Source organism: Bdellovibrio bacteriovorus (assembly GCF_001592755.1).
Taxonomy (GTDB): domain Bacteria; phylum Bdellovibrionota; class Bdellovibrionia; order Bdellovibrionales; family Bdellovibrionaceae; genus Bdellovibrio; species Bdellovibrio bacteriovorus_E.
In genome coordinates, this window is the sequence record NZ_LUKF01000001.1 from 212,476 (window position 1) to 237,036 (window position 24,561).

Below are 24,561 nucleotides of genomic sequence, written 5' to 3' on the forward strand. Positions count from 1 at the left end.
ATCACTATATGAATTTATCAATGTTAAGAGCAAAAATTCACCGCGCCACAGTCACCGGAGCGGACCTTGATTACGAAGGTTCCGTCAGTGTGTGCCCAGATCTTATCAAAGCTTCTGGTTTGTTAATTAATGAGCGCGTGGATATTTATAACTGTAATAACGGCGCCCGCTTTTCCACTTACGTGATCAAAGGAAAGAAAGGCGAAATTTGCCTTAATGGAGCTGCAGCTCGCCACGTTCAACGTGGAGACCTTGTGATCATCTGTGCTTACTGCGGACTCAGCATGGACGAAGCTAAAAAGCACGAACCCGCAGTGGTTTTTGTTGATGCGAAAAATCGCGTGAAAGAAAAGCGCAAAGAAGACAGAAAAAATAATAAGTGATTATTCAAAGGGCGGCTACAACCGCCCTTCTTGAAATGGTTTTGGCTTTTCCCATTTAAGAATTTTTTCTGCAGGGACTTCTGCAGATCGTCCCGAAAGTTTCTCAAACTCCACTACGTCGTGCGCACAAAAGATTTCCACTTCTTCAGAGTGAGTTCTTTTTAGCTCGCGCAAACGATCCTGATTCCACAAACGAGCCTTACGATCTTTTTCCATCATAATCTGATATAAATTTAAACCCGGTGTGCAATGGGGATTCAGCACATTCATCTCTTGATGATAAAAGTAGGCATCCCCCGCCTGAAGCAGCCATTTACTTCCCGTATTCACGGCCACTCCTGCATGCCCTAAGGTATGTCCCAACAGCGGTAAAAGAACGATGTCCGAAGAAATACCATCCAGTTGCTGCACACGATTGAATCCAAACCAAGATTCTCCTTCGCCGGCGTCATACACTTTCCATTGATCCTGAGTAGACCACTGCTGCGGTCGGAAACGTTGCCGATCTAACCAAGTTTCTTGTTTCACGGCGCTGTCCCTCTCTGATCGCATCATGTGAACTGTCGCCTGCGGAAAATCGTCCAACCCACCTGCGTGATCAAAATCCAGATGAGTTAGAACAATGTGCCGCACATCGCGAGGATCAAAACCCATTTGTTTAATTTGCTCTAGGGCCGTCATCTCGAGACGAAATTCCGGGCTGACCAAGCTCAGAAAAAAGGAACTCAGACGACCTTGAGGATTTTCAACGTCGCGGGTCCCTAAACCAGTATCGATAAGGACAAGCTCTTGATTAGTTTCGATAAGCAGGCAGTGATTCGTGAGGTGTCCTCTTTGGATAACGGATTCAGGCCCATGATCCATCAGGCTTCCGCCCAAAGGACAAGTTGAAATACAATTTAAGTGATGAACATGCATAGAACCTCCCCAGAAAAGATATCTTGAGAGGTTGAGCCGAAGACAGTTGATTATTTACAGTAACGATATTGACTCATGATCGCGCGAGTTTTTTGAGCGCCCGAGATATCTCCACCACGACGTTTATTCCAGTCGTCACTGCGCAAAGGTCCCCAATAAGTCCCCTCGGGCCCCTTGGATGTTGGAGTCATCAGAGTGTCACGATTCTGCAGCTCTTTCGCTAGCAAATCGATACCACACTGAATATTTTGATATGGCACGTGAAGGTCGCGTGCTTTAGGACATACCGGTTTCCACACTTGCAAAAGACCAATGGCCGTTCCATTAGGTGCGTTCGGATTGTCATTGCGCGGATTACAGCTTGATTCAGATGAAGCCATGGACATGATGATCCACACCCAATAAAGTTCGCGCTGGTCCTTAGACATCTTCGGATAATTGGGACACCACTTCGTAATATCATCAGGAATATTCTCGCCGAAAGAGTCTGGCTTTTCTTTGATCTGTTGAAGAGTGTAAGATCCCCACGAACCTAGCTGACCTTCTTTGTTGATAAAGTTATCACAGCCCTTCGCCATTTTTGCGCTGGCATCAGATCCGACTTCTCGAGCCACATTGCGATCCAGATCCTTTTCGTAAATGAAACCTTCTTTTTCGCGCGCAGCCCAAGCCGCATCCATCACATCGTACGAGTTGTCTTCAGTCTTTTTGCTGTCAGCACCCATCGCGCTTTGCTTGCCGCCGCCGCTGAACATATTCGTACAAAAACCCATGATCAGTTGAAAAATACTTTGCTTTTGTGTAGCCGCAGCTTGAGCTTCTTGAGCCGCAAGAGCTTGATTCGCCGCTGTTTGCGCCGCCGCTTGTTGCTGTTGAAGCATGTAGTTTTGCTGAGCTTGCATGGATTGGAAAATCGCGGTGGCATTCGCCGGATTCGGTGCCGCCGTCGTCGTTTGCGCAAAGGAAAGCGCAGGAGCAAATGTTGCCGTAACAATTAGAATCTTGATGCGCATGTACGTCCCTGTCTCCATAAGGGACTTATCGGGAAACGCCCAAATTCCATGAATATTTCTGGGCTATTTACGAGGCCTGTTTCACTATGATACAGTCGCCGGATGGGTATTACGCTTCTTCAGCTACAAGACGGCCATAAGGCCTACGGTCCAAAGATTCTTTTCGACAACGCCACTTTTGCAATCAATGAAGGTGAGCACGTCGGGGTCATCGGACCCAATGGCGCGGGTAAAACAACTCTCTTCAAAGTTTTGGTGGATCAGGAACATCTGGATCAAGGTATCGTCACAAGATCTCAGCAGCTTCGTCTAGGCTACTTAGAGCAAGAAGCAGAATGGAACGTCGACGAAAAGGTCGAAGAATACCTAGATAAGAACTGCATCAAACCTCTTTGGGAGTTAAAGCAGTTCGGATTAAAGCTGGGTCTTACCGAAGCGCATTTTCAATCTCACCTGAAACAGCTCAGCGGTGGCTATCGCATGCGCGTGAAGCTACTTTATCTGATTGGCCAGGAACCTAATCTGTTGCTTCTCGATGAGCCGACAAACTTTCTGGATCTCGAAACACTTCTTGTATTGGAAAGCTTTCTTCAAGAATTCAAAGGCGCTTTTCTTTTGATTTCGCATGACCGCGAATTCTTGCGTCGCGTGACAGACCACATCTTAGAAGTAGAGTCCGGAGATATCGTAAAATTCCCAGGCAGCTTAGATGATTACTTTGAACAAAAACAAATGTTGAATGAGATTTTGCAAAAACAAATTCTTTCTCAACAGGCAAAAAGAAAATCCATCATGGACTTCGTCACTCGTTTCGGTGCCAAAGCCACCAAAGCCCGCCAAGCGCAAAGCCGCCTGAAAGCTTTGGAAAAGATGGAAGTCATCGAAATGAAGGCCGCCCCTACTCACTCGCATATTCACATTCCCCCCGCGCAACCGACGGGAAAAATGATTTTGGAAATCGAGAATGCTGATTGTGGCTACGGGGAAAAAGTCATTCTTAAGAATGTTTCCTTGCGCCTAGAGCGAGGAAATCATCTTGGCATCGTCGGACTGAATGGCGCGGGTAAATCCACGCTGCTTAAATCACTGGGCGAACAAATTCCTCTGGTCAAAGGCGCCATTAAATGGGGCCACCAAGTGAGCTATTCATACTTTGCGCAGCATACGCCGGAAGCTTTAAATCCTGAACATACGGTTCTTGAAGCTATGGCTGCGGCAGCTCATAAAGAAGTGACTCAACAGGATGTTTTAAATATAGCTGGCAGTCTGCTCTTTTCCGGAGACGCCGTTCACAAAAAAGTGAAGGTCCTTTCCGGCGGAGAAAAATCCCGCGTGGCTTTAGGGCAAATTCTTTTACAGAAGTCTCCGTTGCTATTGCTGGATGAGCCGACGAACCATCTGGACTTCGACACGGTCGAAGCTCTGACGACAGCTTTAGAAGAGTACGAAGGAACAATCGTGACCGTGAGCCATGACCGCGGATTTATCGGACGCGTCGCCAATAAAATCCTTGAGGTGAATCACGGACTTTTGACTCTTTATCCGGGGACGTATGATGAGTACGTTTGGAGTTTACAAAAAGGCTTCTTGGCGGAAAGAACTTTCGAAACCGGAGACGCTAAAGGTGCGGCGACCGCGAAAAGCGACGAACCCGCCAAGTTTAACTATAAAGAAGAACGCAAACGTTTAGAGAATTTAGTTAAAAAGGCTCAGAAGCAGATTGAAGATTGCGACAAGAAGATTGCCCAACTGGGGCAAATGCGAGATTCTTTAAATGAAAAACTAATGACGGCGTCAGGCGATAAAGCGGCCACCTTTGCAAAAGAGCTGCATGAGCTGAGCGGTCAAATCGAAGATCTGGAATCTTCTATGCTTCAGGCGATGGAAGATCAGCAAAACTTCGAGACAGAACTAAAACAACTTGTAGGATCATAAATGTCGAGATGGATATTGCTGGCCTTGGCCCTGAGTTTGGTTTCTTGTGCAAGTTACTTCAAACGCAAAGACTGTGAATCAATCAACTGGTTTGAACACGGTAAGAAAGTCGCGCTGAGCGGGAAATGGCTGAATGCAGATGCGATGGTGACCGAGTGCCGCAAAGTCGATGCGGAAATCCAGGAATCGCAATTGGATCTAGGATTCAAAAACGGCATGCAAATCTACTGTAGCAACACGAATGCCTATAATGTTGGTAAAAGCGGAGACTTCTTTTCCCGCGATCTCTGCGAAGGTCCCCAGATTAACGTTCTTCTTAATGAACACAAAAAAGGTGTCGCGGCTTATTGCCATAAAACTTATGGTTTCACGGCGGGCACTTCCGGAAAGAAATATCAAAACATCTGTCCGAAAGAAATGGAACCCGCTTTCCTTAAAGAGTATCGCCGAGGCCGCAAGAAGTACGTGGAAACTTTGATCTCTACCAAAGAAGGCGAAGTGCGTGAGCTGGATAACCGCATGCGCTCGATGAAATCCGATCTTAACTTTCAAAAAGGACGTTTGACCGGACTCCGTGGCGAGCTGAACTCTTTAGAGACTCAGAAAGCTTTTGTTGCGAACAACAATCCTGCACAACTCGGTTATATCGAAAATCGCATCAGCCAGTTAAATTCAGATATCTCTTCCTTGAACCATGATATTTCCGGGAAAGAGAGCGATCTGAAGAAACTTGAAAACAACAGAAATTCAAAACTTTCCGAGATCACAGGATTTAAAGAAGAGCTTCCTAGTTTAGACGAGTAATTAGTTTGGAACGCGAAACCATTCAATCGCGTCAACATAGGCTTTAGGTTGGTAAGCATTGGCTTGTTCACTCCAGTGAACTTCTCGCCAGCCTAAGCTTTTAAAAGACGGATTTTCCACGTCGCGCTTCTGGATAAACTCAAACACATTCGACACTTGTTCCAGCTCGTTTTTCTTCATTAGCAAAGACGGCAAATGAAACTGAACGAACGCGATACCCTTGTTTTGCGCCCCGAAACCTTCAGCGCCTTCACTTAAGAAGCGTGAATACTGGAGTTCTCTTTTCTCATCACAGTGGTCAACAACCAAAAGTTTTTCAGTGATATTGGCGTAATCCATGACATAGCTAAAGTTATATCCGCCACACTTTTCAACGACCGTACGATTGGCTTTGATCTGACCAAATGATTTCAAAGGAATAGGAAAACGCGACGGTAACATCCATAGATTATCCTGATCCCGTAAAGCAATTTGAACTTTGGGTGAGGACTTCGCGATCTTCATAAAATGCGCAAATATCGCGGATTTTTCGGAAAGTGCCACCGGACTGACAAAAAGAAGATCAAAAGACGCTTCCGCAAAGGCCTCTTGAAAACCGTGGCTGCGCAGCTCGTTCGTGAAATTCGCAGCAAAGACCCGGTGAGTTTCAGAATCCTTCATCGCCTGTGATGAAGCGACAAAGGAATTAATATTCTTCATGGCTTCGGCGGCTTTCAACAAAGTAGTTTCCTGCACACCCGCCAAACGGTGCATGCCAATTAAAGGAAGTGCGGGCTGGTGTTCAGAACGCAAAAGTCGCGGCAAATTCTGAACAAAGTTAAATCTTTCTCTGCTGGAAAGACCTTTATATGAATTCACCCAGCTCGTCACCAAAAGAGGTCTAAGGCTCAACTCCACCACTTGTTGATCAACCGACAAATCCTCTTTTTGATCTAGGCATACCGCAAAGTGCTCAGACTGCTTCCATGGCGATTCACAATAGGCGGGTACTGACTTAATCACAAAAGGCCAACGCACTTTACGAAGTGCCGTTGCAATCTTCGTTTGGGGATCACCTAGATCCAAATCGCCATTTAATAAATAGACGACAAAGTCAGTGATCACTTCTTCCATCAAAACTTGCTGAGCAAAAAGAGCTTCGTTGCGTTCCCGATACCAGATCTTCGCCAGGGCTTTTTCTAAGTGGCCTGGCGCTTCTAATAATTTAGCGCCGATATAAATCTGATGACCTTGCACTCGGTACAAGTAAGGACGATCTTCCAAAATCGTCAGCTGAACCTTCTTATAGAAAGGCTCCATGCTTTCGAGGAGCCTTTCCATCTGTTGCACACGATAGTTTAAGTCCTTCACCTGCTCATTGAAGTAAGCACTAAAGGGGACGTTTTTGTTTAAAGCACAGCGATAGATGCTTTCAGAAGATTCGGCCGATACTCTGTCAATTCTTTCGACAACCTTGGAATCAATACAGATCGGCCTCTTCGTCATCTGAAGAACCATCAGGCTAAGTAAGCCAAAACACACAAGACTGAGCGAGGTCAACCAACGGGCCAGCATATTAACTAACTAAGATTGCAAAAGGTAGACCTCTTCAACCCCGATGTTTTCTAAGAAAACTTCGTCATGCGAGACCACTAAAAGGGCTCCCCGATATTCGTTTAAAGCGGCCTCCAGGATTTCCAAACTTTGCAGATCTAAGTTGTTCGTCGGTTCATCCAAAATCAGAAGCTGAGGAATCGGTGCTGCTAGCAGGATTTTCGCCAGCCCGGCTTTAAGTTTTTCGCCCCCACTCAGCGTCGCTACCGGTTGATGGACTTTTTCTTTCATAAACTGAAAGCGCGCGAGTTTATTGCGAGTTTCAACTTCATCGTAAGCGGAAGTCTGCATCACGTTTTCCATCACTGTCAGGCTCGGATCAAGTAACGAGTACTTCTGGTCCAAGAGCGCCACGGTGACCGCGCCAAGTTTCGCCACCCCCACCTGTTCTACGTTTTCTGGAAATTTTCTTAATAGCGCCTGTATCAACGAGCTTTTTCCACTTCCATTCGCACCGGCCAAAGCCCATCGATGAGCCCCACGCATGATGAAAGAAATAGCGTCAGTCCACAAAAAATCCTCTTTACCGGGATAGCGCAAGTTGAACTCATCCACTTCAATGACAAGCTTTCCCTCGGGCAAAGCCACATCGGGAAGCTCTAGCCCCAAGATGTTTTCGGTTTTTGCCTGAGCCAATAGAGTACGAAATCCCTCTTCCGCGTTTTCCGCACGTTTTTCCTCATTGACGTGGATCTTCGCGTGCGTCACCTCGGCTCTTCTTTTTAAGCCGCCAGCCACAATGCGGGGAATGCCTCCTTTGTCAGCGACTCGCTGACCTCGGCGCATCCGCTTTTCTTGCGCATCCATTCTTTCGTGGTATTCCCTTTCAATCTTCTTTTTTTCTTTCCGGGCGCGCTCGATCTTCACCTGCTGTAATTCACGCTCGGCCTCTTTCAACTCTTGATAGTGCGCAAAGTTTCCGCCGTAGCTGGAAAGACCTTGGTTTGATAGTTCCCAGATACTGTCGACATAGTTTAAAAGTTCTCGATCATGGCTGATGACAAGCAAAGCCCCTTGATAGGCCTTCACAAAATCAATAATCATCTGCCGCCCATCTTTGTCTAAATTATTCGTCGGTTCGTCCAGAATCAAAAGTCCCGCGGGTGAAGCCAAAGCTTTGGCGATTCGAACACGTGTCCACTCACCTCCACTCAGATTTTTCAGTGAGGACTCTAATGAAAGATTTTGCAAGAGGGCACCCCAGATTGCGGGATCCGCATAGGGGCTTTCCCACAACTCCATGAGATATTCACCCACAGACATATCCGCAGTTTCCGCGAACTGAGTTAAATAAATCACCGGGTGCGAACGCAATAGAGTTCCCGAGGTGGGTTCTAGCTCGCCAGCAATAATTTTTGCCAGCGTGCTTTTACCAACACCGTTAGGGCCCACCAATCCGCAGCGAAGCGAGTTTAACGAAAATGAAATGTTTGAAAACAGCACATCGCCTTGAGGAAGCTCAAAGCTCAGTGACTGACCGGTCACCTGTATTAAATTGTTTTGCATAGTAATATCCGTCCAACAGCCTGAAAGGCCTTAAGAAGTTCTTAGAATAAGGAAGTATTGACGGATTTATTTTCTCATAGACGTCGGGTTTAGGGCCCGACTGAATAAGATTAGCACAGTCGAGTGGATTTTTTCAATAGCCAAGAGACCAGGATTATATGTCTGTCACAAATAGAGGCGTCTCTTGCGTTAAAGGGCCATCTTCTTTAAACCATGTCTATATCCCGGAGAACACCCTATGTCCAAATTCAAGATGTTTGCTATGATAATTTGTCTTGCACCCATGACTTCGTTTGCTCAAAACAAACCTCGCCAAGCGGCTTTAGTGAACGCCGAATGGGTTTACTGGGCGTTGTCACACACTTTCCCCGAATATAAAAAATCAATTGGCCCGGACGCCTATGAATTCTATCTGACACAACTGGAATGCCGCTCTATGGATATGCATGAAGAAGGTGAACCAAGTATTAAAGTAGAATGCAACGGTCGCCCCGCAACCGAGCTTTTTTTATCACTGTTGAATGCGGGTGCCGCTGTTAATCGCGATAAGATTGGATCCTCTACAATCAAACTGCGCAATATCGCATGTGGAGTAGAGGATTTGGGAGCCGCACAGCCTGAATACTACTGCACGGCTATTCAGTAAATTACCAACAAGGTGCTGTCGGTTGAGACTTCGCTGTCACTTCTTTTAAAGAACTCACAAGCTTATCATCTGAAGCGACCAGAATAATATCTTGAGCTTTATCTTTTCCTTCAGCCAAAGCACCTTCGCAAGTCGCTTTTCCATCAACGACCGTCACTTTTTTAATTACGCCCGGGATAGATAGAACTCCCGAAATGCCGAAGTTAGTTTTTCCTTCTGTTTCAGACTTCTTTAACACGAGATAGTTCAAACGATACTTCGTGCCTACCTCAGGCTTTTCTAAACCTTTGGACATCAGAGGCAGAAGCTGCAATTTTTCGTTTTTTGAGTCCATCACTTCTACGATATCCTGGCCGTTAAGCTCATAGAAAACTTCCGTCAACAAAGCGGACTCTGCTTCAGCTTCTTTTGCCGCCAAAGAAATCAAACGATACCCGGCGTGGCCTGGAACTTTAAATAGATCCGATCTTTCAACACTGACCTGACATTTGGAATTGCCATCAAGGCGCAACGAAAAACACGTCGTCTCTTTACCATGAAGTTGCACGACTTCTTTGAAAAGACTTTCAGTCTGGGCGTCCGTCATTTTTAGGGGATTGCTGACCTCGGAAGCTTTACCTAATTTAAAAGAGAACAAACGCATATCAAAACCTGCATCTGTCAATTCCTTCAAAAGATCCGCTTCCGTCAATTGCGTCCCTTTTTGCATCACTAGAGCAAGGACACGGTCGACACGATTTTCATCCGCACGTTCAATCTTTCTATTCACCGATGGTACTGTCTTCGTTACTTTTGTTTTTGATTTAGAAGCTTCCACCCGAGCGGCCGCCGCTTGTTCAGGTGTCGGCGTTTCGGCAATAGCTTGGCATTCTGTACTTGTCAGACTTTGTTTTGCCAGTGTGCAAAGCTCCTGTCCTGAAAGACTGCGAAGAGAATAAAGACTTATCAGATATTGTCTTAAAATAAGTTTTGCCTGCTCTTCCGACGCAACTGTAGCGAAGGCTTTATCATCGACAAAAACTTCAAATTGAGTTTGACGAACGACGGCTTGTTGATGGCGAACTTCATACTCTTCAGCGATGAAGCCCGTAATCATTTTTATGTCAGCACCACCGAAGATCCAATTTTTCAATGAGAACAAACCACTCCAAGGAACTTGCCCGGATTTTTCTAAAGCTTTAAAAATTTCAGAAAGATGAGCGTTGTAGGCTGTTAAAGTGCGGGGATCTTTGATGTTCTTAGAGTATTTTTTAGCTACTTCCGCTTTACTGGAAACAGATTCAGTGACGGGGGCACCAGTCCCTTTTCCGGCGGCACGCACAGAGGCCTTGCGGCTAGTTTCTTGACAGGCTGACAAAACAAGGGAGGCCGAAACCATCAACGCGGTCGTTAAATGCCAGTATTTTCGAGTAGAGTCCATAGCTACACCTCTAAAGACTTCTATTTTCAAAAGAAGTGCCCGGTCTCATTTTGAGATCCGCTACTTTAATTAGCTCCTGACGAAGGGCCTCTTTAGAAACGGGCTTCTGCAAATAACCATCAAAGCCTTCGGCAAGACAGCGCTCTTGATCCCCTTTCATTGCATGCGCCGTCACCGCAGCAATGCGCCCCTGGTAATGGCGTTTTTTTAGTTCACGAACGGCTTCAAATCCGTCCATCACAGGCATTTGCACGTCCATCAAGATCAGATCATACGTTTTCTTTGAAGCTTTCTTTACAGCTTCGACGCCGTTTTCAGCGGTTTCAATTCGCGATCGTGGAATTCCAAATTTATAAAGATAGTGACAAAACAACTCGCGATTATCCACAGCATCGTCCACCACCAACACAGAATTGATCGATCGAAAGTCATGCATTTGCTGAGCCCGCGAATTTTCGGGACTGACATCCTTACTCGAAACAACGTCACAGGCCACGGTGACTAAGAAAACACTGCCACTTCCGGCGATACTCTTATCTAAAATTACATCACCACCCAAGAGCCTTGCTAGTTTTCGCGATAAGAAGAGCCCAAGTCCCGTTCCTCCGAATCTTCGTGTGGTCGAACTGTCAGCTTGGACAAAAGGTTGGAAGAGCAAGTTTTTTTGTTCATCAGAAATTCCGATGCCCGTATCAATCACTCGAAATTCAAGAACACAGTGATTTTGATCGTTGGGGTCCGGGCGCTTGTGCACATGCAGTTCAACAGATCCTTGATCGGTGAATTTAATCGCATTACCAATAATATTTATAAGAATCTGTCGAAGCCGAGTGGGGTCCGTGCGAATGTAATCCGGAAGCTCATCATAGAGGATCTTTAATGACACCCCTTTTTCTTCCGCGCGCAAAGTAAGAAGGTGCTCGACATCCAAAAGAATTTCTTTCAACGAAACCGCCAGCTTTTCGATCTCGATTTTTTGAGACTCCACTTTTGAAATGTCCAAAATCTCATCGACGATCCGCAAAAGTTGCTGGCCATTGCGATAAATTGTTTCGACCGAGTCCTTGAGCTCTGATGTCAGGCCGTCGGCATCCTGCAGAATTTCTGCAAAACCCAACATCGCTCCTAAAGGAGTGCGAATTTCGTGGCTGACGTTGGCTAGAAATGCGGACTTCGCCTTACTCGCCTCCTGAGCTTTGTCATAAAGCCTTGAGTTTTCTATCGCCAAGCCAAGGCGCGAAGAGATTTCCTCAAGCAATGGCAAGTCTGCTTCAGTGTAGCGCGGACTTTGAGGTTTATTTAAGAAGGTAATAAAACCGATAGGTTTTTCATCACGTATTTTAATAGGGGTAAAGGCTATCGAACCTACTGCGACAGCCTTTTCGCTTTCACGCGCACCGGTACCATAAGCTTCTTCGACGTGAAAATCTAAGTTTTCACCTAGGATGATGTTAGCCTTACCGGTCTTTAGAACTTTTCCTGGACCGGTATTTGAATCCCACCTTAAAGGATGACGTTGTCGCCATTGCAGCGCCATACTTTCTTCTATCGGATCTTGGGCCGCACCTTCTGTCAGATTAATTTCAAGTCTTTGCTCATCCAAAAGATCGACAATGCAAAGGTCTGCTTTGAACGAAACGACTTTACGACAGAAGGCTTTAATAATTTTATCAAGTTCAAAGGACTGAGTGATCAAACTAATATCCGACAGAAAACTCATTTCTCTAGCGTGATTTTCAGCTTGGGTTCTAGCGAACTCTGCCTGGAAAAGCGCCATTTTCTGCTTTTCGAGTTCCTTTTCTTCAGTGATATCTTCGGAAACCCCCAGAAGATACTGGGGCTCTTGGGAATCGCCTAGAACAGGAATTTTTTTTGTGTGCAAATATCGAACACCGTTCCGCGTGTCGATCACTTCTTCAGGAATGTCGACGACATTTTTCTGATTCAAAACAGCGCGGTCTTTGGAGGTAAAAAAATCAGCTTGTTCTTTCGGAAAAAAATCGTAGTCATTCTTACCAATAAGTTCATGTCTGGGAACTCCCAATAATTCTTCACCGGCACGATTGAACCGAACAAAGCGCAAATCACGGGCGTCTTTTACAAAAACCATGTTCGGAATATTTTCAAAAATAGCTTCAAAAAAAGCTTCGGACTGCTGAAGCTGCTGAGTTCGTTGCGCCACACTTTCTTGCAGACGCACTTTGGCTTCTTCCAACTCTTTTTCGGCGCGTTTTCTTTCCGTCGCATCCAGAACTAAGGCGATCACGGTACCGTCTTGAAATAAGGTCAGCGCCACGGATACGGGAATGCGTGTTCCATTTTTATGTATATACTGCTTTTCAAATCGTTTGACCGTGTGAGTTTCTAGGATTTCGGTGGCCGCGCGCTCGCTACGTGAAATGTCTTCTGGGGCCGTCAAAGTTCTCCAGTTCAACTCTCCCCTTTGAAGTTCCTTTCGAGAATAGCCGACCATATTCAAAAAATAATCATTGGCCTCAATAATCTTCCCTTCCACCGTCGTACACATAACACCAATAACGCCCGACTCAACAATCGTGCGATAGCGTAGTGATTCGTCTGGACTCAACGAGGAAGGCATAGCGAATTCTCCAAAGTTAAACGTACGCCGCAGGTGGTATGAGCGACAACGGAATGTGTTTAGGACTGAAGCTCAACATAAGCCCAGACGAAGCCGGATTGTTGCGGATCAATTCCAGAGAACTGGTCTTATTTGTACAGATACAATCGCTTAGTCTAGGAAGTATGAGTCTTTTAAAAATCGTTCTGTTGTCCGTTTCTTTGCACGGCTCTTGGGCCCAAAATTCTACGCAAGCAGTGCTGCCAATTGGTGCTATTCCCAAAGACTCGGCCATTGAACTTAAAACAGTTCCGACAGGTTCGTTTTTCAATCCCGCCGTCCGCAGTGACAATACTGAAACCGGATTTCAAAAGGTTGATAACTCCGGCTTGCTGCAGGTGAAATCCATCACCACAAAAGACACCTCTTCAGACACAGCGGATTTGCAAGCCCTCGCCACGAACCAACAACTGGTTGTACAGACCGGGGATCTTACGGCACAGAATTCGAATTGTTCAAGTTCAGGTGACTCTACGAACTGCACGATCACGCAAGATGTTCCCGTATATAAAACCGGCAACTTTGATTTCGTAAATTGGTTTTTAAATCTTTTTGGAATGGGAAAACAACCAAGTCTGGTGACTCCGTCTAAGAACATCGAAAAAACACCTCCCAAAGAGGCTATGGCCTTAGCACTAGAGAAAACGGTGACCGAGACCAATGCGAAACTTGCAAAACCCTTAGAGCCCAGCTGCACCGACAATCTGCCTCAGGATTTAAAAAGAGATAAAACTTTAGTATGCGGAGTTGAACAGGCCTTAGCCGCTTTCAGAAAAGGCAAAGACGACGGCAAAATCACTCAGGAAATTTTCATCTTCAACGACTTTTCCAATGGCGGCGTCATGGGGAAAATGTGGTTCCTCAATGCCGATGGAACGCCAGCAAAAGTCGTTGATAAAAATCCCATCTGGGTTTCTCGCGGTGAAGGTGGATTTGGAAACGGACGTGGCACGATGAGAACTCCCAATGGTGCTGTCGTGACAAAAGCTTATCGTCCTCCCCGTAACGGAAACATCAAAGACGGTGTTGAACTTATTGGGTTAGAACCAGAAAACCAAGACATCTTCGGGCGTGGAGTTTTGCTTCACGGATGGGATCCATACACGCCAACTCAAGGCTGTCTTGGTGTTGCGGGAAATTTAGATACCAGGGCCAAAGGAAATTCCAAGTTAGGGGGAACTCCACCCTACTTGGATATTATGAAAAAGGGACTATTGAAAAACGGCGGAGTGATGATTTACAACTTCACTCCCGTTAAAAAGAACAAGTGCTCTTAAGCTTCGCGAGTGACTTTTCCTAAAGGCTTTAATTTGCCGACCTTACCCACTTTCGAAGGCAAAGGGTGCTGAATCTTTTCAGCCATCCAAGGATCAATCTCTAAAAGCTTATCTAAATTCAAACCTGTCTTCACACCCATGCCATGGAACATGTAAACGACATCTTCAGTCGCAACATTGCCCGTGGCTCCGGGAGCGTAAGGGCATCCGCCCAAGCCACCCAAACTTGTATCAAAGACCATCACACCCAGCTTATAGGCCGCAAGAATATTGGCTAAGGCCTGCCCGCGAGTGTCGTGAAAATGCCCCGCAAGTTTTTTTACGGGAACAACCTTCTTCAACTTTTTAAACAATGATTCGACTTGGCCCGCGTCTGCCACACCAATAGTGTCGCCAATAGAAATTTCGTAGACGCCAAGCTTATGCATGCGTGCTGCAAGTTTTACCACGCGAGCTTCAGGAACTTTGCCTTCAAACGGACATCCGAAACATGTTGAAAGATAACCGCGCACCTTAATCTTGTGCTTTTTCGCCAAAGCCATCACGGGCTCAAAGCGTTTGAAACTTTCATCGATGGAGCAATTGATATTCTTTAAAGAAAAAGATTCCGAACAAGCCGCAAAAATCGCGACTTCTTTCACACCACTGGCGATTGCGTCCTGCATTCCGCGTTCGTTGGGAACCAGAACTGAAAACTCCGTCTTCTTTGGAATCGAACCGGACTTCACCAAAGAAAAAGTCTTTGTTAAAACTTCGGCCGTTCCCGCCATCTGTGGAACCCACTTCGGAGAAACAAAGGCACCAATTTCTACACGCTTCGTACCCGCTTCGATCAGTCGTCTTGCAAACTCCACACGAGTGTCTGAATCCAAAACGGTTTTTTCGTTTTGCAGACCATCTCTTAATCCCATTTCAACAATCACGACTGACTTTTTCATAGATCCTATTTATCGGAAGCTGGTTTAATTTTAATAAGTGCTTTACCTAGCGCCACTTGTTCACCCACCGCACAGGAAATGCTGTCGATGGATCCTGCAATGTCCGCCTTTAAAGTGTACTCCATTTTCATGGCTTCCATCACTACAACGGCTTGGCCGGCTTCCACGGAAGCACCCGCAGAGACTAAAATTTTAGTCACTTTACCTGGCATGGGGGCCACGACTTGATCTGAAGATCCTCCGGCACCCGCTTTTTTGCGAGACTTACGTCCTGTAGACGCATCCATCGTAAAAACACGGCCGTTATGATGCACCCATAAGGTGCCCTTGATTAATTGTGCGTGAGCTTTATGGTCAACACCGTCGACCCTGACTTTGATTTCCATTAGATGCCTCTCCAGTAAGATGCCCACGGTGAATTGCTCGCACCTTGGTTTTGCATTCCGCCACCACGAAGCTGCAGTAGTGCGCCCTCGGCAATTTTCTTGTCTAGGCTTGTAAGCTCTGGCTCTTTCAATGCTTCAGCAAAGTATGTTTCGATAAAACGAGTGGTCATCGTTCCCATGACGAATTCTTTGTGCGAAAGAATTTCGATCAAATAAGGAATATTAGTATGAACACCAAACACCACAGAGTCTTGCAGCACACGAATCATTTTTTGAATCGCGCGCGAGCGCGTCTCATCCCACACAATGACTTTTGCAATCATGGGATCGTAATAAGGCGTGATGGTGTCGCCAGCATCAAAACCATACTCATAGCGGCGTCCCGGCCCTTCCGGCCATTCCACATGTCCCAAAAGACCTGTCGAAGGAACTCCACCCATGAACGGGTTTTCAGCATAGATACGACATTCAATAGAATGACCACGAGGTACGCGCACCTGTTTTGGATCGTGCACGAATTCGCCTTGAGCCGTCAAAATCTGCATTTTCACCAAGTCGACACCTAGAACTTCTTCCGTCACCGGATGCTCAACTTGCAAACGTGTATTTACTTCTAAAAGATAGAATTCGTTATCTTGAAGAAGGAATTCAACAGTTCCTGCACCTTTGTACTTACCCAAAGTGGCAATCGCACACGCGGCCTCTCCCATACGGCGGCGAAGATCATCGCTTAATGAGGGAGACGTCGCTTCTTCAATAATCTTTTGATGACGACGTTGAACTGAACATTCACGATCGAAGAAATGAATCACATTGCCGGTGCTATCGCCGAAGACTTGGAATTCGATGTGTTTTGCACGGTCCAAGTATTTTTCTAAAAAGACTTTCGGGGAACCGAAAGCAGATTGAGCTTCACGCTGTGCGGATTCAATCAACTCTTTTGCTTCGGCTGAAGACTTGATGAGCTTCATCCCACGGCCACCACCACCCGCAGCGGCCTTTACAATGACGGGAAAACCGATTTTTTCAGCTTCCAAAATCAAATGCGCCACATCTTGGTTTTCACCTTGATAGCCAGGCACCAATGGCAGGCCGGCTTTTTTTGCCAATTCCTTACAGTGAACTTTATCACCTAAAGAGCGAATAGATTCCGCAGAAGGACCAATGAAAGTGAGTCCTGCTTTTGTCACAGCTTCAGCAAAGTCGGCATTTTCAGATAAGAATCCAAATCCAGGATGGATGGCTTGAGCGCCTCCCGCCAAAGCTCCGTCGACATTCGCTTTGATATTCAAATAACTTTCTGCTGTTGGCGCGGGTCCAATACAGATGGTTTTTGTCGCCATTCTGTAAGCGCGAGTATTGATATCCGCTTCCGAATGCAAAAGAACGGTTTCAATCCCTAGTTCTTCACAAGCTTTAATAATACGAACAGCCACTTCACCGCGATTGGCGATGGCGATTCTAGAGAACTTAGCCATTATTGTGATCTCCAAGATGGTTCACGTTTTTCCAAGAAAGACTTCAGTCCTTCTTGTCCTTCAGTACTCACGCGACGTTCCGCAATCAAAAGCGTCGTCGCATCTTTTTGTTGAGACCAAGACATGAAATTCAAATCATTTAAAAGTTTTTTAGTTTCACGAACAGCTTCCGGTCCGCACTGCAAATAGTTATGAACCACTTTTTGCACAGCTGTATGACCCTCACCCGGAGGAACGACTTCCGTGACAAGTCCTGCTTGTTGCGCCACATGCGCATTAAACACCACGCCTGAAAGCATCAGTGGACGAACTTTACCGGCAACAGCTTTGCGATTTACAAAACTGCTAATAACCGCCGGAGCAATTCCTAATTTCACTTCACTGAAACAGAACTGAGTGCCCTCTTCAGCGATCACTTCATCACAAATCGCCACCAAGCCCAAAGCGCCACCAAAGGCCGCGCCATGAACCATTCCGATCACCGGCAAAAGACACTGAGCCATGGTTTCAAACATATGAAATAGCTTTAAAGAATCTTCGCGATTCTGTTCAAAAGAGAAGTTCACCATTTCGCGCATCCAGTTAAGATCCGCGCCGGCACAGAAGGCCTTGCCCTCACCTTGCAAAACCACGGCACGCAAATCTTTACGGCCGTTTAAATTTCTAAAAGTTTGAGTCAGCTCTTCAATCATTTCAGGATTAAAAGCATTGCGCACGTCAGGTCTATGAAGCTTGACGTAGGCGACTTGATTCATCTCGGTCACAACAACAAAAGACATAATTACATCCTAAAGACGCCTTGGGATTTTTCTCCCCAAGACTTGTTAAGACTTGCTGCGATTCCCAAAGCCAAAACACGGCGTGTATCGGCGGGGTCGATAATACCGTCATCCCAAATACGCGCTGACGAATAATAGGCTGAACTTTCACGCTCGTATTTTTCAAGTGTAGGACGTTTAAACTCGGCTTGTTCTTCAGGCGACATGCTTTGTTTTTTTGCCGCCATCTGATCCATCTTCACCGTCAAAAGAACGTTCGCGGCTTGTTCGCCACCCATCACGCTGATTTTAGCGTTCGGCCACATCCATAGCTGACGAGGTTGATAAGCTCTTCCACACATACCATAGTTGCCTGCTCCGTAAGAGCCACCAATAACCACGGTGAATTTTGGAACATGCGCATTAGAAACGGCCATCACCATCTTCGCGCCATGTTTCGCGATGCCTTCATTTTCGTATTTCTTTCCGACCATGAAACCTGTGATGTTTTGCAAGAAGATCAAAGGAACTTCGCGCTGTTCGCAAAGTTCAATAAAGTGCGCGGCTTTTTGCGCACTCTCACTGAAAAGAACACCGTTATTCGCGATAATACCAACAGGCATTCCCCAGATATGAGCAAAGCCCGTCACTAAAGTTTTACCAAAAAGAGGTTTGAACTCATGAAAGCGAGAACCGTCCACGATACGCGCAATCACTTCACGCACATCAAAAGGAACGCGGCTGTCTTTAGGGATCACGCCATAGATTTCTTTTGAATCAAAAAGAGGCTCTTCGACCGGCATCATTTTCATTTGCACGGCACGCTTGTGATTTAAGTGCGCAACAATCGAACGAGTGATTTCAATCGCATGTTGATCATCTTCCGCGAAGTGATCTGTCACGCCACTTGTTTCACAGTGAACTTGAGCACCACCCAATTCTTGGGCATCAACGACTTCACCCGTCGCCGCTTTAACCAAAGGAGGTCCCCCCAAGAAGATGGTTCCGTTTTCTTTAACGATCACGGTTTCATCACTCATCGCCGGAACATAAGCTCCCCCCGCCGTGCAAGATCCCATGACAACGGCAATTTGTGGGATGTTCGCTGCAGACATGCGAGCTTGGTTATAAAAAATTCTTCCAAAGTGATCGCGGTCTGGGAAGACATCCGCTTGCATTGGCAAGAACGCGCCCCCAGAATCCACAAGATAAATACAAGGAAGACCATTTTCAAAAGCGATCTCTTGCGCACGCAGATGCTTTTTCACGGTCATTGGGAAGTAAGTTCCACCTTTTACAGTTGCATCATTCGCTACGATCACGCACTCAGTCCCGTGAATCACGGCGATCCCGGTGATCACACCTGCACCCGGCGCTTGACCTTCATACATATCCCACGCCGCCAGTGTTGAGAACTCTAGGAAAGCGGTACCGCCATCAACCAGAGCTTCAATGCGTTCACGCGCTGTCAACTTACCACGGGCTTTGTGCTTTTTTGTCGCGTCTTCACCGCCACCTTGTTTTACCAGGTTCACTTTTTCACGCCATTCATTCACGATGCCTAACATCGCTTCGCGGTTGGCTTTAAAGTCGGCAGAATTTGTATCTATGTGACTGTCTAAAATTTCCATAAATCCTAAAAACTATTCTTGTCCAGCAAGTGCGGGAGTGTGTTTGAAATTTAACTGCAATCGGACTTCCGCCACAGCTTGTTCATTGTCGTCGAAGATTTTGAGTTCCGCTTCGATTTTAGCTTCACGATGATCACGCAAAGCTGAAAGCACCAACTCACGCGTTGTTTCAGGAAGCTCCATACGAATACGGCAATCTTCGGTTTGGTTTTTAAAGAACTCCGCTTCGATACGAGAAACAGAAATCTCAAAATTTCCGACCGGAGCGTGGCGCATCCACAACACTTTCGCCGCTTCGGCGGCCGCCGTTGTCAAAGCTCCTTCGTGCATGTGATTCGTCTCGCTCATATTGCGGGTGCGAGCCGGAATCACCATCTCGACTTGCGTGTCAGAAAGGCGAGAAATTCTTAAACCCATGCCAGCTGAAAAAGGTCTCACGATATCCAGCGCATAACTCAAAGCAGCATGCGAGGCCTTCGGAGAAACCTCCTCTAAAAGGGCGGCAAAATCGGCAGCGCTCATACGAATGCCACGACTTTCCAACTGAGATTTCAGTTCGTCCTTCGCAGTTTGCAACTGCTGACGCAGGTTTTGCTCCAGCTCAATCCCCTTTGACATTAAGATTGTCAGCCATTGTTGGTTCATGAGATATCCTCTCTGCACGGTTGTTGAAAAAAACGGAATATCATGCTCGGATAAGGATGTCAGTTTTATCACACTGAGTAAATGGAGAGAGGACTCTAGGAATGAAGAAAATTGTTAGCCTCATTGTTTTTCTTGTGGCGTTGGTTTGGACTTGGAATGTAATTCACACTTCTGAAGCTGTGGGTTTTGAGACGCACTCCGGCATCCAGTTGAAATTAGCTGAACTTATCGGCAACACGCTAACAACGAAGAAGCCTCAGGCTAAGGACCTTTCTATCATGCGCCTGTGGACAGAATCTTTGGGTGATAACAAAGTTCGTGCTGTGTTCGCCTACAAATTCATCGAACCTTCTGAAGAGGGCGAAGAGCTTGAACAAATCATCGAAGGCGAAGCCGTTCTTCACCGTGAACCTTCTGAAGATGCAAACACGGACAAATGGGTTCTTCAGTCTGTGAAAACGACAAACGACATCGTGGTTTTCACAGAAGGCACGACTTTGACTCCGGGTGAAGCTCCAGAAACAGAAGAGGCAGCTCCGACGGCAACTCCTGCCGCAACGGCCGCTCCTCAGGAAGCGACTCACTAGTAATGTCCATTCCTACACAATTCATCCAGATTGATGAAGAGGGTTTTGGACTCAGTCGAGATATTCGCATCCAAGACCCGTTGGTAGGACAAGAACTTCTGCAAAATTTAAAAATTCATGAAGGTGGAACCTTGCTTTCCACCATCGGTGAAACTCCCGTCATCGTCGAAGCTTTCGACGAGCCTTACGTAGCCTCGCAAGTTCACTTGAAAGAAGACGGCGTTTGGGAAATCTCTCTTCCCTACGGCGTTCACTATTCATTTCAATTAGAATGTTTGTCGCTGGATGAGTGGGATCGTTTTCACGGTTATACTTCAAACAACATTCCTTTTGTTTTTTCTCGCAAAGCTCAAGCCAGTTTCTTTAATTTGCTCGATGAATACGGCGACGATTTCATCGAGTTTCAAGGCAAGACTTACGACATTCCTAACTATTGGCCTTCGAATGAAAATGTCGAAAAAGAAACTTACTGGAGCAGCATTTACAAGGAAGAAGCCAACCCAGGATGGAATTTGGGTGAACCGGCAGAAGCTTTGAAAGACATGATTCCTCGACTGAAAATCGCCCGCTCCCGCGTTCTGGTTTTAGGTTGTGGTGAAGGTCATGATGCCGCTCTATTTGCAGCCGCTGGACATTTCGTGACGGCCGTCGACATTTCCCCGGAAGCCATTGAAAGAGCCAAAAAAAATTACGGCCATCTTTCTAACTTAACATTCGTAGAAGCCGATCTTTTCAAACTTCCTCGTGACTACGACCAGGCTTTTGACATCGTCTTTGAACACACCTGCTACTGCGCCATCAATCCGGCAAAACGCCAGGAACTCGTCAAAGTTTGGAATCGCGTTCTAGTCAGCGGAGGCCACCTGATGGGCGTCTTTTTCACTTTCGAAAAACGCCAAGGCCCCCCTTACGGCGGCACCGAATGGGAACTGCGCCAACGCCTTAAATCCCACTACCACCCCATCTTCTGGGGCCGCTGGCAAAAATCCATTCCCCGACGCCAAGGCAAAGAACTCTTCATCTACACCAAGAAAAACTAAAAGGTGCCTGCTTCTTTTTTGTACTTCACCGCAGCACAAAGTGATGCGTTGAAGTACAAAAAAGAACCTGGCACCTTTGGGTCGGAGGACCTCATGCACATTGAATTCACCCAAGCCGATGAAAGCCACGTCGATCACCTCGTTGAACTCGTTAATTCCGCTTACCGTGGCGATAGCTCCAAAGAAGGTTGGACAACCGAAGCAGATCTTCTTGATGGCCAACGCGTTGATGCCGAAGGAATCCGTGAGCTGATCAACAAAGAAGATTCCATCATACTCATTGCTGAAGACGACGACACCGGCGACCTTTTGGGCTGTGTGCATTTGGAAAGACAAAACACGAAATGTTATTTGGGGATGTTAACCGTCGCTCCGTCATTGCAAAGTCAGGGAATTGGCAAGATGTTGTTAGACGAATCAGAAGCACTTGCACAATTCTGGGATTGCACTAGCATCTATATGACGGTGATTACGGTGCGTTCTGAATTGATTGCCTGGTACGTGAAACACGGTTTCCGCGATACAAAGGAAAAAAAGCCATTTCCATATGGTGACGAACGTTTCGGCATCCCGAAAGTTCAAGGACTGGAGTTCACAGTTCTTGAAAAGAAAATCTAAAAAAAGAAGCAGGGGCTTTTTTTGGGGGATATATGATGCGGGGATGGATCCTAGCATTCACAGTGCTACTAAGCACTTCGGTATACGCATATGAAATTCCGCGCGACAGCGAAGTGATGACTCACTTCGGGGACTGCAAAGCGGAATTCTTACCTTCTAATTTTTCAATTTTCGTCTGGAATATTAAAAAGGCAGAGGCCAAGTCTCGATGGGCTTTGGATTTTGAGCGCTTTGCGCCGAAGTCCGACGTGGTTCTTATTCAAGAGGCCATGCTCGATACTTTCGTAACCTCCATTGCTCTTCGCCAAAAAAACTTCTGTTGGGATTTCGCCACAAGCTTTATCGACAATGATCCCACTGGCGTGATGAATGGTTCACCAATTACAGCTTTAAAAACTCATTTCTTGCGCAGTCCGGGACGCGAGCCTATCGCTCGCACCCCTAAAATGACCTTGGTTGCAGAGTTTGCCATCGCCAATAGCCGTGAAACCCTGATGGTCGCAAATATTCATGCACTCAACTTCGTACAGGACAAAAACAATCGCGCCCAGATTCAGGCTGTCGCGGACTTCTTAAAAAAGCATAAAGGCCCCATCATTTTTGCCGGAGACTTTAATAGCTGGAACGGCAACCGCACCAGTGCGCTGAATGAGATTTTATCTCCGTTAGGGCTTAAAAAAGTTCCTTTGGACAAGGATGATCGCGGAATGAAACTGGATCATATCTTCGTTCGAGGTCTTTTGACTCACTCATCCACCCTGCATCCGGACGTGAAAAGTTCCGATCATGCTCCGATAACCGCAGCATTTCGCCTGAAATAGACTTTTTAGGTCGCATTCATACTCTTAAGACCCGCTGCCAGAGCGGGTAAGATTCATTTTTCGTATAATAACATATTGTCTATGTATTAAAATTTTTCTCGTTTTAGGCGCATAGTCTCCTTTGTAAAGGAGGCCACTATGTTTTCAAAACTAATCATGTCAGCACTTTTGGGATTGTGTGCTTCCACGACCGCATTCGCTGATCAAATGGGACCAAACGGAGATAAATTCTACGAAGAGGCTGCTCATTTTGAACATGCTTGCCGTACGGAGCCTTGTGAAGGGCCTTACAGCCGCGTTCTGGTTTACGATCAAAAAGCAAAGTTCACTAAAATTTCAGCTGAAACTCGCGAAACTTTAAAAAAGGTCGCCGTAGATCAAGCGCAAATCTGGGGCGACACTATTCTTGAAGGAGACTATTACGCTTCCGGACGCACACGTCTGGATCAAGTAATGGCTTTCTATAAAGGACAAGAACTGATCGGCTACAAAATCCAGTATTCTGAAAAAGCTTGGTACACTGGCGATTGCGATTTTGACGGCACTCGCAATTCTTTGAAGGGCTGCCAAGAAGGTCGCATTGTTGAGGGAAGCTATGTTTCCTCTGACGCTCAGACCTACTTCAGCGACGAAGAACGTTACGCTGAGTTTTCTTTTGTCCAAGACTAGTCTATAGTGTCGCCAACATGGCGATAGCAATCGAAACTGAAAATCTAAAACGCGTCTATCAAACTTATCAAAAGCCCGAAGGATTTCTAAATTCCCTTCGCGGCTTTGTGAATCGTAAGCACATTGATCGTGTCGCTCTTGATAGTACTTCCATCCAGATTGAATCCGGGCAGATTGTCGGCCTTGTAGGCGCCAATGGTGCTGGCAAGACGACTCTTTTAAAAATGCTTTCAGGTCTGGTAACACCGACAAGTGGCGACGCTAAAGTTTTAGGTTTCCGACCGTGGGAACGTAAAAACGAGTTTCTTCGTCAGATCAGCATTCTTTTAGGTCAGAAAAATCAGCTCTGGTGGGATATTTCCCCAGCAGATTCCTATGCATTGCTGGCTCGTATTTATGATTTAGATTTAGTGAAAGCACGTAAACGCGTTGAACACTTGGCAGATATGCTTCAGTGCTCACACGTTCTGCACACGCAATTACGTCGTTTAAGCTTGGGTGAACGCATGAAGATGGAAATCATCGGCGCGCTTTTGCATGAGCCCCAGGTGTTGTTTCTAGATGAGCCTACTATAGGACTTGATATCGTGGCCCAAGAAACGATTCGCGAATTCTTGGATGAATATGTGAAAGAAAAAAGCCCGACCGTCATTCTGACCAGCCACTACATGGATGACATTGCCAAGCTTGCCGACAAGCTTCTTCTGATTAGTAAAGGGCATATCGTCTATCAGGGCACGGTTCCTGATTTCGTGGCAAAATCAAATAGTGAGTTAGCTGAAAATGAAGAGGTCGATTTTGAAGATGTCATCCGCCGTTTTTTGGAAACGGAATCTCGCGTTCGCTAAACTAGCGGT

The 24,561-nt window shown here is 46.2% G+C and carries 23 protein-coding genes; 11 read left to right on the plus strand and 12 right to left on the minus strand.

Annotated features, from left to right (window positions below; all coding sequences use genetic code 11):
- Positions 1 to 8: 8 nt before the first annotated feature.
- Complete coding sequence (panD, locus tag AZI85_RS01020) at positions 9 to 383, plus strand: aspartate 1-decarboxylase (protein ID WP_063242331.1); 375 nt, start codon at positions 9 to 11, stop codon at positions 381 to 383.
- Positions 384 to 398: 15 nt separating this feature from the next.
- On the opposite strand, the gene AZI85_RS01025 is transcribed toward panD, so the two are convergent.
- Together AZI85_RS01025 and AZI85_RS01030 are read right to left on the minus strand one after the other, a co-directional pair.
- On the minus strand, positions 399 to 1,301 hold the full coding sequence (locus tag AZI85_RS01025; RefSeq protein WP_063242332.1) for an MBL fold metallo-hydrolase: 903 nt from the start codon (positions 1,299 to 1,301) through the stop codon (positions 399 to 401).
- A gap of 50 nt (positions 1,302 to 1,351) precedes the next feature.
- Complete coding sequence (locus AZI85_RS01030) at positions 1,352 to 2,332, minus strand: hypothetical protein (RefSeq protein WP_172795283.1); 981 nt, start codon at positions 2,330 to 2,332, stop codon at positions 1,352 to 1,354.
- 84 nt (positions 2,333 to 2,416) lie between these two features.
- Here AZI85_RS01030 and AZI85_RS01035 point away from each other — a divergent pair, with 84 nt between their 5' ends.
- Both AZI85_RS01035 and AZI85_RS01040 read left to right on the plus strand, forming a co-directional pair.
- Positions 2,417 to 4,249: an ABC-F family ATP-binding cassette domain-containing protein gene (locus AZI85_RS01035; RefSeq protein WP_063242334.1), complete on the plus strand. Its 1,833-nt coding sequence runs from the start codon at positions 2,417 to 2,419 to the stop codon at positions 4,247 to 4,249.
- Positions 4,250 to 5,053 carry a DUF2799 domain-containing protein gene (locus AZI85_RS01040; RefSeq protein ID WP_063242335.1) on the plus strand — a complete coding sequence of 268 codons (804 nt, stop codon included), beginning with the start codon at positions 4,250 to 4,252 and terminating at the stop codon, positions 5,051 to 5,053.
- On the opposite strand, the gene AZI85_RS01045 is transcribed toward AZI85_RS01040, so the two are convergent.
- Positions 5,054 to 6,538: a hypothetical protein gene (locus AZI85_RS01045; protein WP_253720767.1), complete on the minus strand. Its 1,485-nt coding sequence runs from the start codon at positions 6,536 to 6,538 to the stop codon at positions 5,054 to 5,056. It lies immediately after the preceding gene.
- Positions 6,539 to 6,616: 78 nt separating this feature from the next.
- Positions 6,617 to 8,152, minus strand: a complete 1,536-nt coding sequence (gene abc-f, locus AZI85_RS01050; RefSeq protein WP_063242337.1) for a ribosomal protection-like ABC-F family protein — start codon at positions 8,150 to 8,152, stop codon at positions 6,617 to 6,619.
- A gap of 238 nt (positions 8,153 to 8,390) precedes the next feature.
- Between abc-f and AZI85_RS01055 the strand changes: the two genes are divergently transcribed.
- A complete protein-coding gene (locus AZI85_RS01055) occupies positions 8,391 to 8,798 on the plus strand; it encodes a hypothetical protein (protein WP_063242338.1) in 408 nt (135 codons plus the stop codon).
- 1 nt (position 8,799) lies between these two features.
- On the opposite strand, the gene AZI85_RS01060 is transcribed toward AZI85_RS01055, so the two are convergent.
- Complete coding sequence (locus AZI85_RS01060) at positions 8,800 to 10,218, minus strand: hypothetical protein (protein ID WP_063242339.1); 1,419 nt, start codon at positions 10,216 to 10,218, stop codon at positions 8,800 to 8,802.
- A 10-nt stretch (positions 10,219 to 10,228) separates the two neighbouring features.
- A complete protein-coding gene (locus tag AZI85_RS01065; protein WP_081110866.1) occupies positions 10,229 to 12,817 on the minus strand; it encodes a PAS domain S-box protein in 2,589 nt (862 codons plus the stop codon).
- A gap of 164 nt (positions 12,818 to 12,981) precedes the next feature.
- Between AZI85_RS01065 and AZI85_RS01070 the strand changes: the two genes are divergently transcribed.
- On the plus strand, positions 12,982 to 14,133 hold the full coding sequence (locus tag AZI85_RS01070; protein WP_253720769.1) for a hypothetical protein: 1,152 nt from the start codon (positions 12,982 to 12,984) through the stop codon (positions 14,131 to 14,133).
- Here the strand turns inward: AZI85_RS01070 and AZI85_RS01075 are convergent.
- From AZI85_RS01075 to AZI85_RS01100, 6 genes are read right to left on the minus strand one after another with little or no spacing between them, the layout of a single operon-like run.
- Complete coding sequence (locus tag AZI85_RS01075; protein WP_063242340.1) at positions 14,130 to 15,071, minus strand: hydroxymethylglutaryl-CoA lyase; 942 nt, start codon at positions 15,069 to 15,071, stop codon at positions 14,130 to 14,132. The genes AZI85_RS01070 and AZI85_RS01075 overlap by 4 nt on opposite strands.
- Positions 15,072 to 15,076: 5 nt before the next feature.
- Complete coding sequence (locus tag AZI85_RS01080) at positions 15,077 to 15,457, minus strand: acetyl-CoA carboxylase biotin carboxyl carrier protein subunit (protein ID WP_063242341.1); 381 nt, start codon at positions 15,455 to 15,457, stop codon at positions 15,077 to 15,079.
- Positions 15,457 to 16,935, minus strand: coding sequence for an acetyl-CoA carboxylase biotin carboxylase subunit (locus AZI85_RS01085; protein ID WP_063242342.1), 1,479 nt, complete (start codon positions 16,933 to 16,935; stop codon positions 15,457 to 15,459). Before AZI85_RS01085 ends, AZI85_RS01080 begins: the two co-directional genes overlap by 1 nt.
- A complete protein-coding gene (locus AZI85_RS01090; protein ID WP_063242343.1) occupies positions 16,935 to 17,714 on the minus strand; it encodes an enoyl-CoA hydratase-related protein in 780 nt (259 codons plus the stop codon). The genes AZI85_RS01085 and AZI85_RS01090 overlap by 1 nt, the downstream gene beginning before the upstream one ends.
- 2 nt (positions 17,715 to 17,716) lie before the next feature.
- Positions 17,717 to 19,324 carry a carboxyl transferase domain-containing protein gene (locus tag AZI85_RS01095; protein WP_063242344.1) on the minus strand — a complete coding sequence of 536 codons (1,608 nt, stop codon included), beginning with the start codon at positions 19,322 to 19,324 and terminating at the stop codon, positions 17,717 to 17,719.
- Between the two features lie 12 nt (positions 19,325 to 19,336).
- A complete protein-coding gene (locus tag AZI85_RS01100; protein ID WP_063242345.1) occupies positions 19,337 to 19,969 on the minus strand; it encodes a DUF4442 domain-containing protein in 633 nt (210 codons plus the stop codon).
- Positions 19,970 to 20,070: 101 nt separating this feature from the next.
- Between AZI85_RS01100 and AZI85_RS01105 the strand changes: the two genes are divergently transcribed.
- From AZI85_RS01105 to AZI85_RS01130, 6 genes are all read left to right on the plus strand, one after another.
- The gene (locus AZI85_RS01105) at positions 20,071 to 20,556 is read left to right on the plus strand and encodes a hypothetical protein (protein WP_063205345.1); all 486 of its coding nucleotides are present in this window, start codon (positions 20,071 to 20,073) and stop codon (positions 20,554 to 20,556) included.
- 2 nt (positions 20,557 to 20,558) lie between these two features.
- Positions 20,559 to 21,596, plus strand: a complete 1,038-nt coding sequence (locus tag AZI85_RS01110; RefSeq protein ID WP_063242346.1) for a class I SAM-dependent methyltransferase — start codon at positions 20,559 to 20,561, stop codon at positions 21,594 to 21,596.
- A gap of 93 nt (positions 21,597 to 21,689) precedes the next feature.
- Complete coding sequence (locus tag AZI85_RS01115; protein WP_063242645.1) at positions 21,690 to 22,214, plus strand: GNAT family N-acetyltransferase; 525 nt, start codon at positions 21,690 to 21,692, stop codon at positions 22,212 to 22,214.
- Between the two features lie 32 nt (positions 22,215 to 22,246).
- The gene (locus AZI85_RS01120; RefSeq protein WP_063242347.1) at positions 22,247 to 23,035 is read left to right on the plus strand and encodes an endonuclease/exonuclease/phosphatase family protein; all 789 of its coding nucleotides are present in this window, start codon (positions 22,247 to 22,249) and stop codon (positions 23,033 to 23,035) included.
- A 138-nt stretch (positions 23,036 to 23,173) separates the two neighbouring features.
- Positions 23,174 to 23,704 (plus strand): hypothetical protein, encoded by a 531-nt coding sequence (locus tag AZI85_RS01125; protein ID WP_063242348.1) that lies wholly within the window; start codon positions 23,174 to 23,176, stop codon positions 23,702 to 23,704.
- A gap of 17 nt (positions 23,705 to 23,721) precedes the next feature.
- Positions 23,722 to 24,552: an ABC transporter ATP-binding protein gene (locus tag AZI85_RS01130; protein ID WP_063205349.1), complete on the plus strand. Its 831-nt coding sequence runs from the start codon at positions 23,722 to 23,724 to the stop codon at positions 24,550 to 24,552.
- The last annotated feature ends 9 nt before the right edge of the window (positions 24,553 to 24,561 follow it).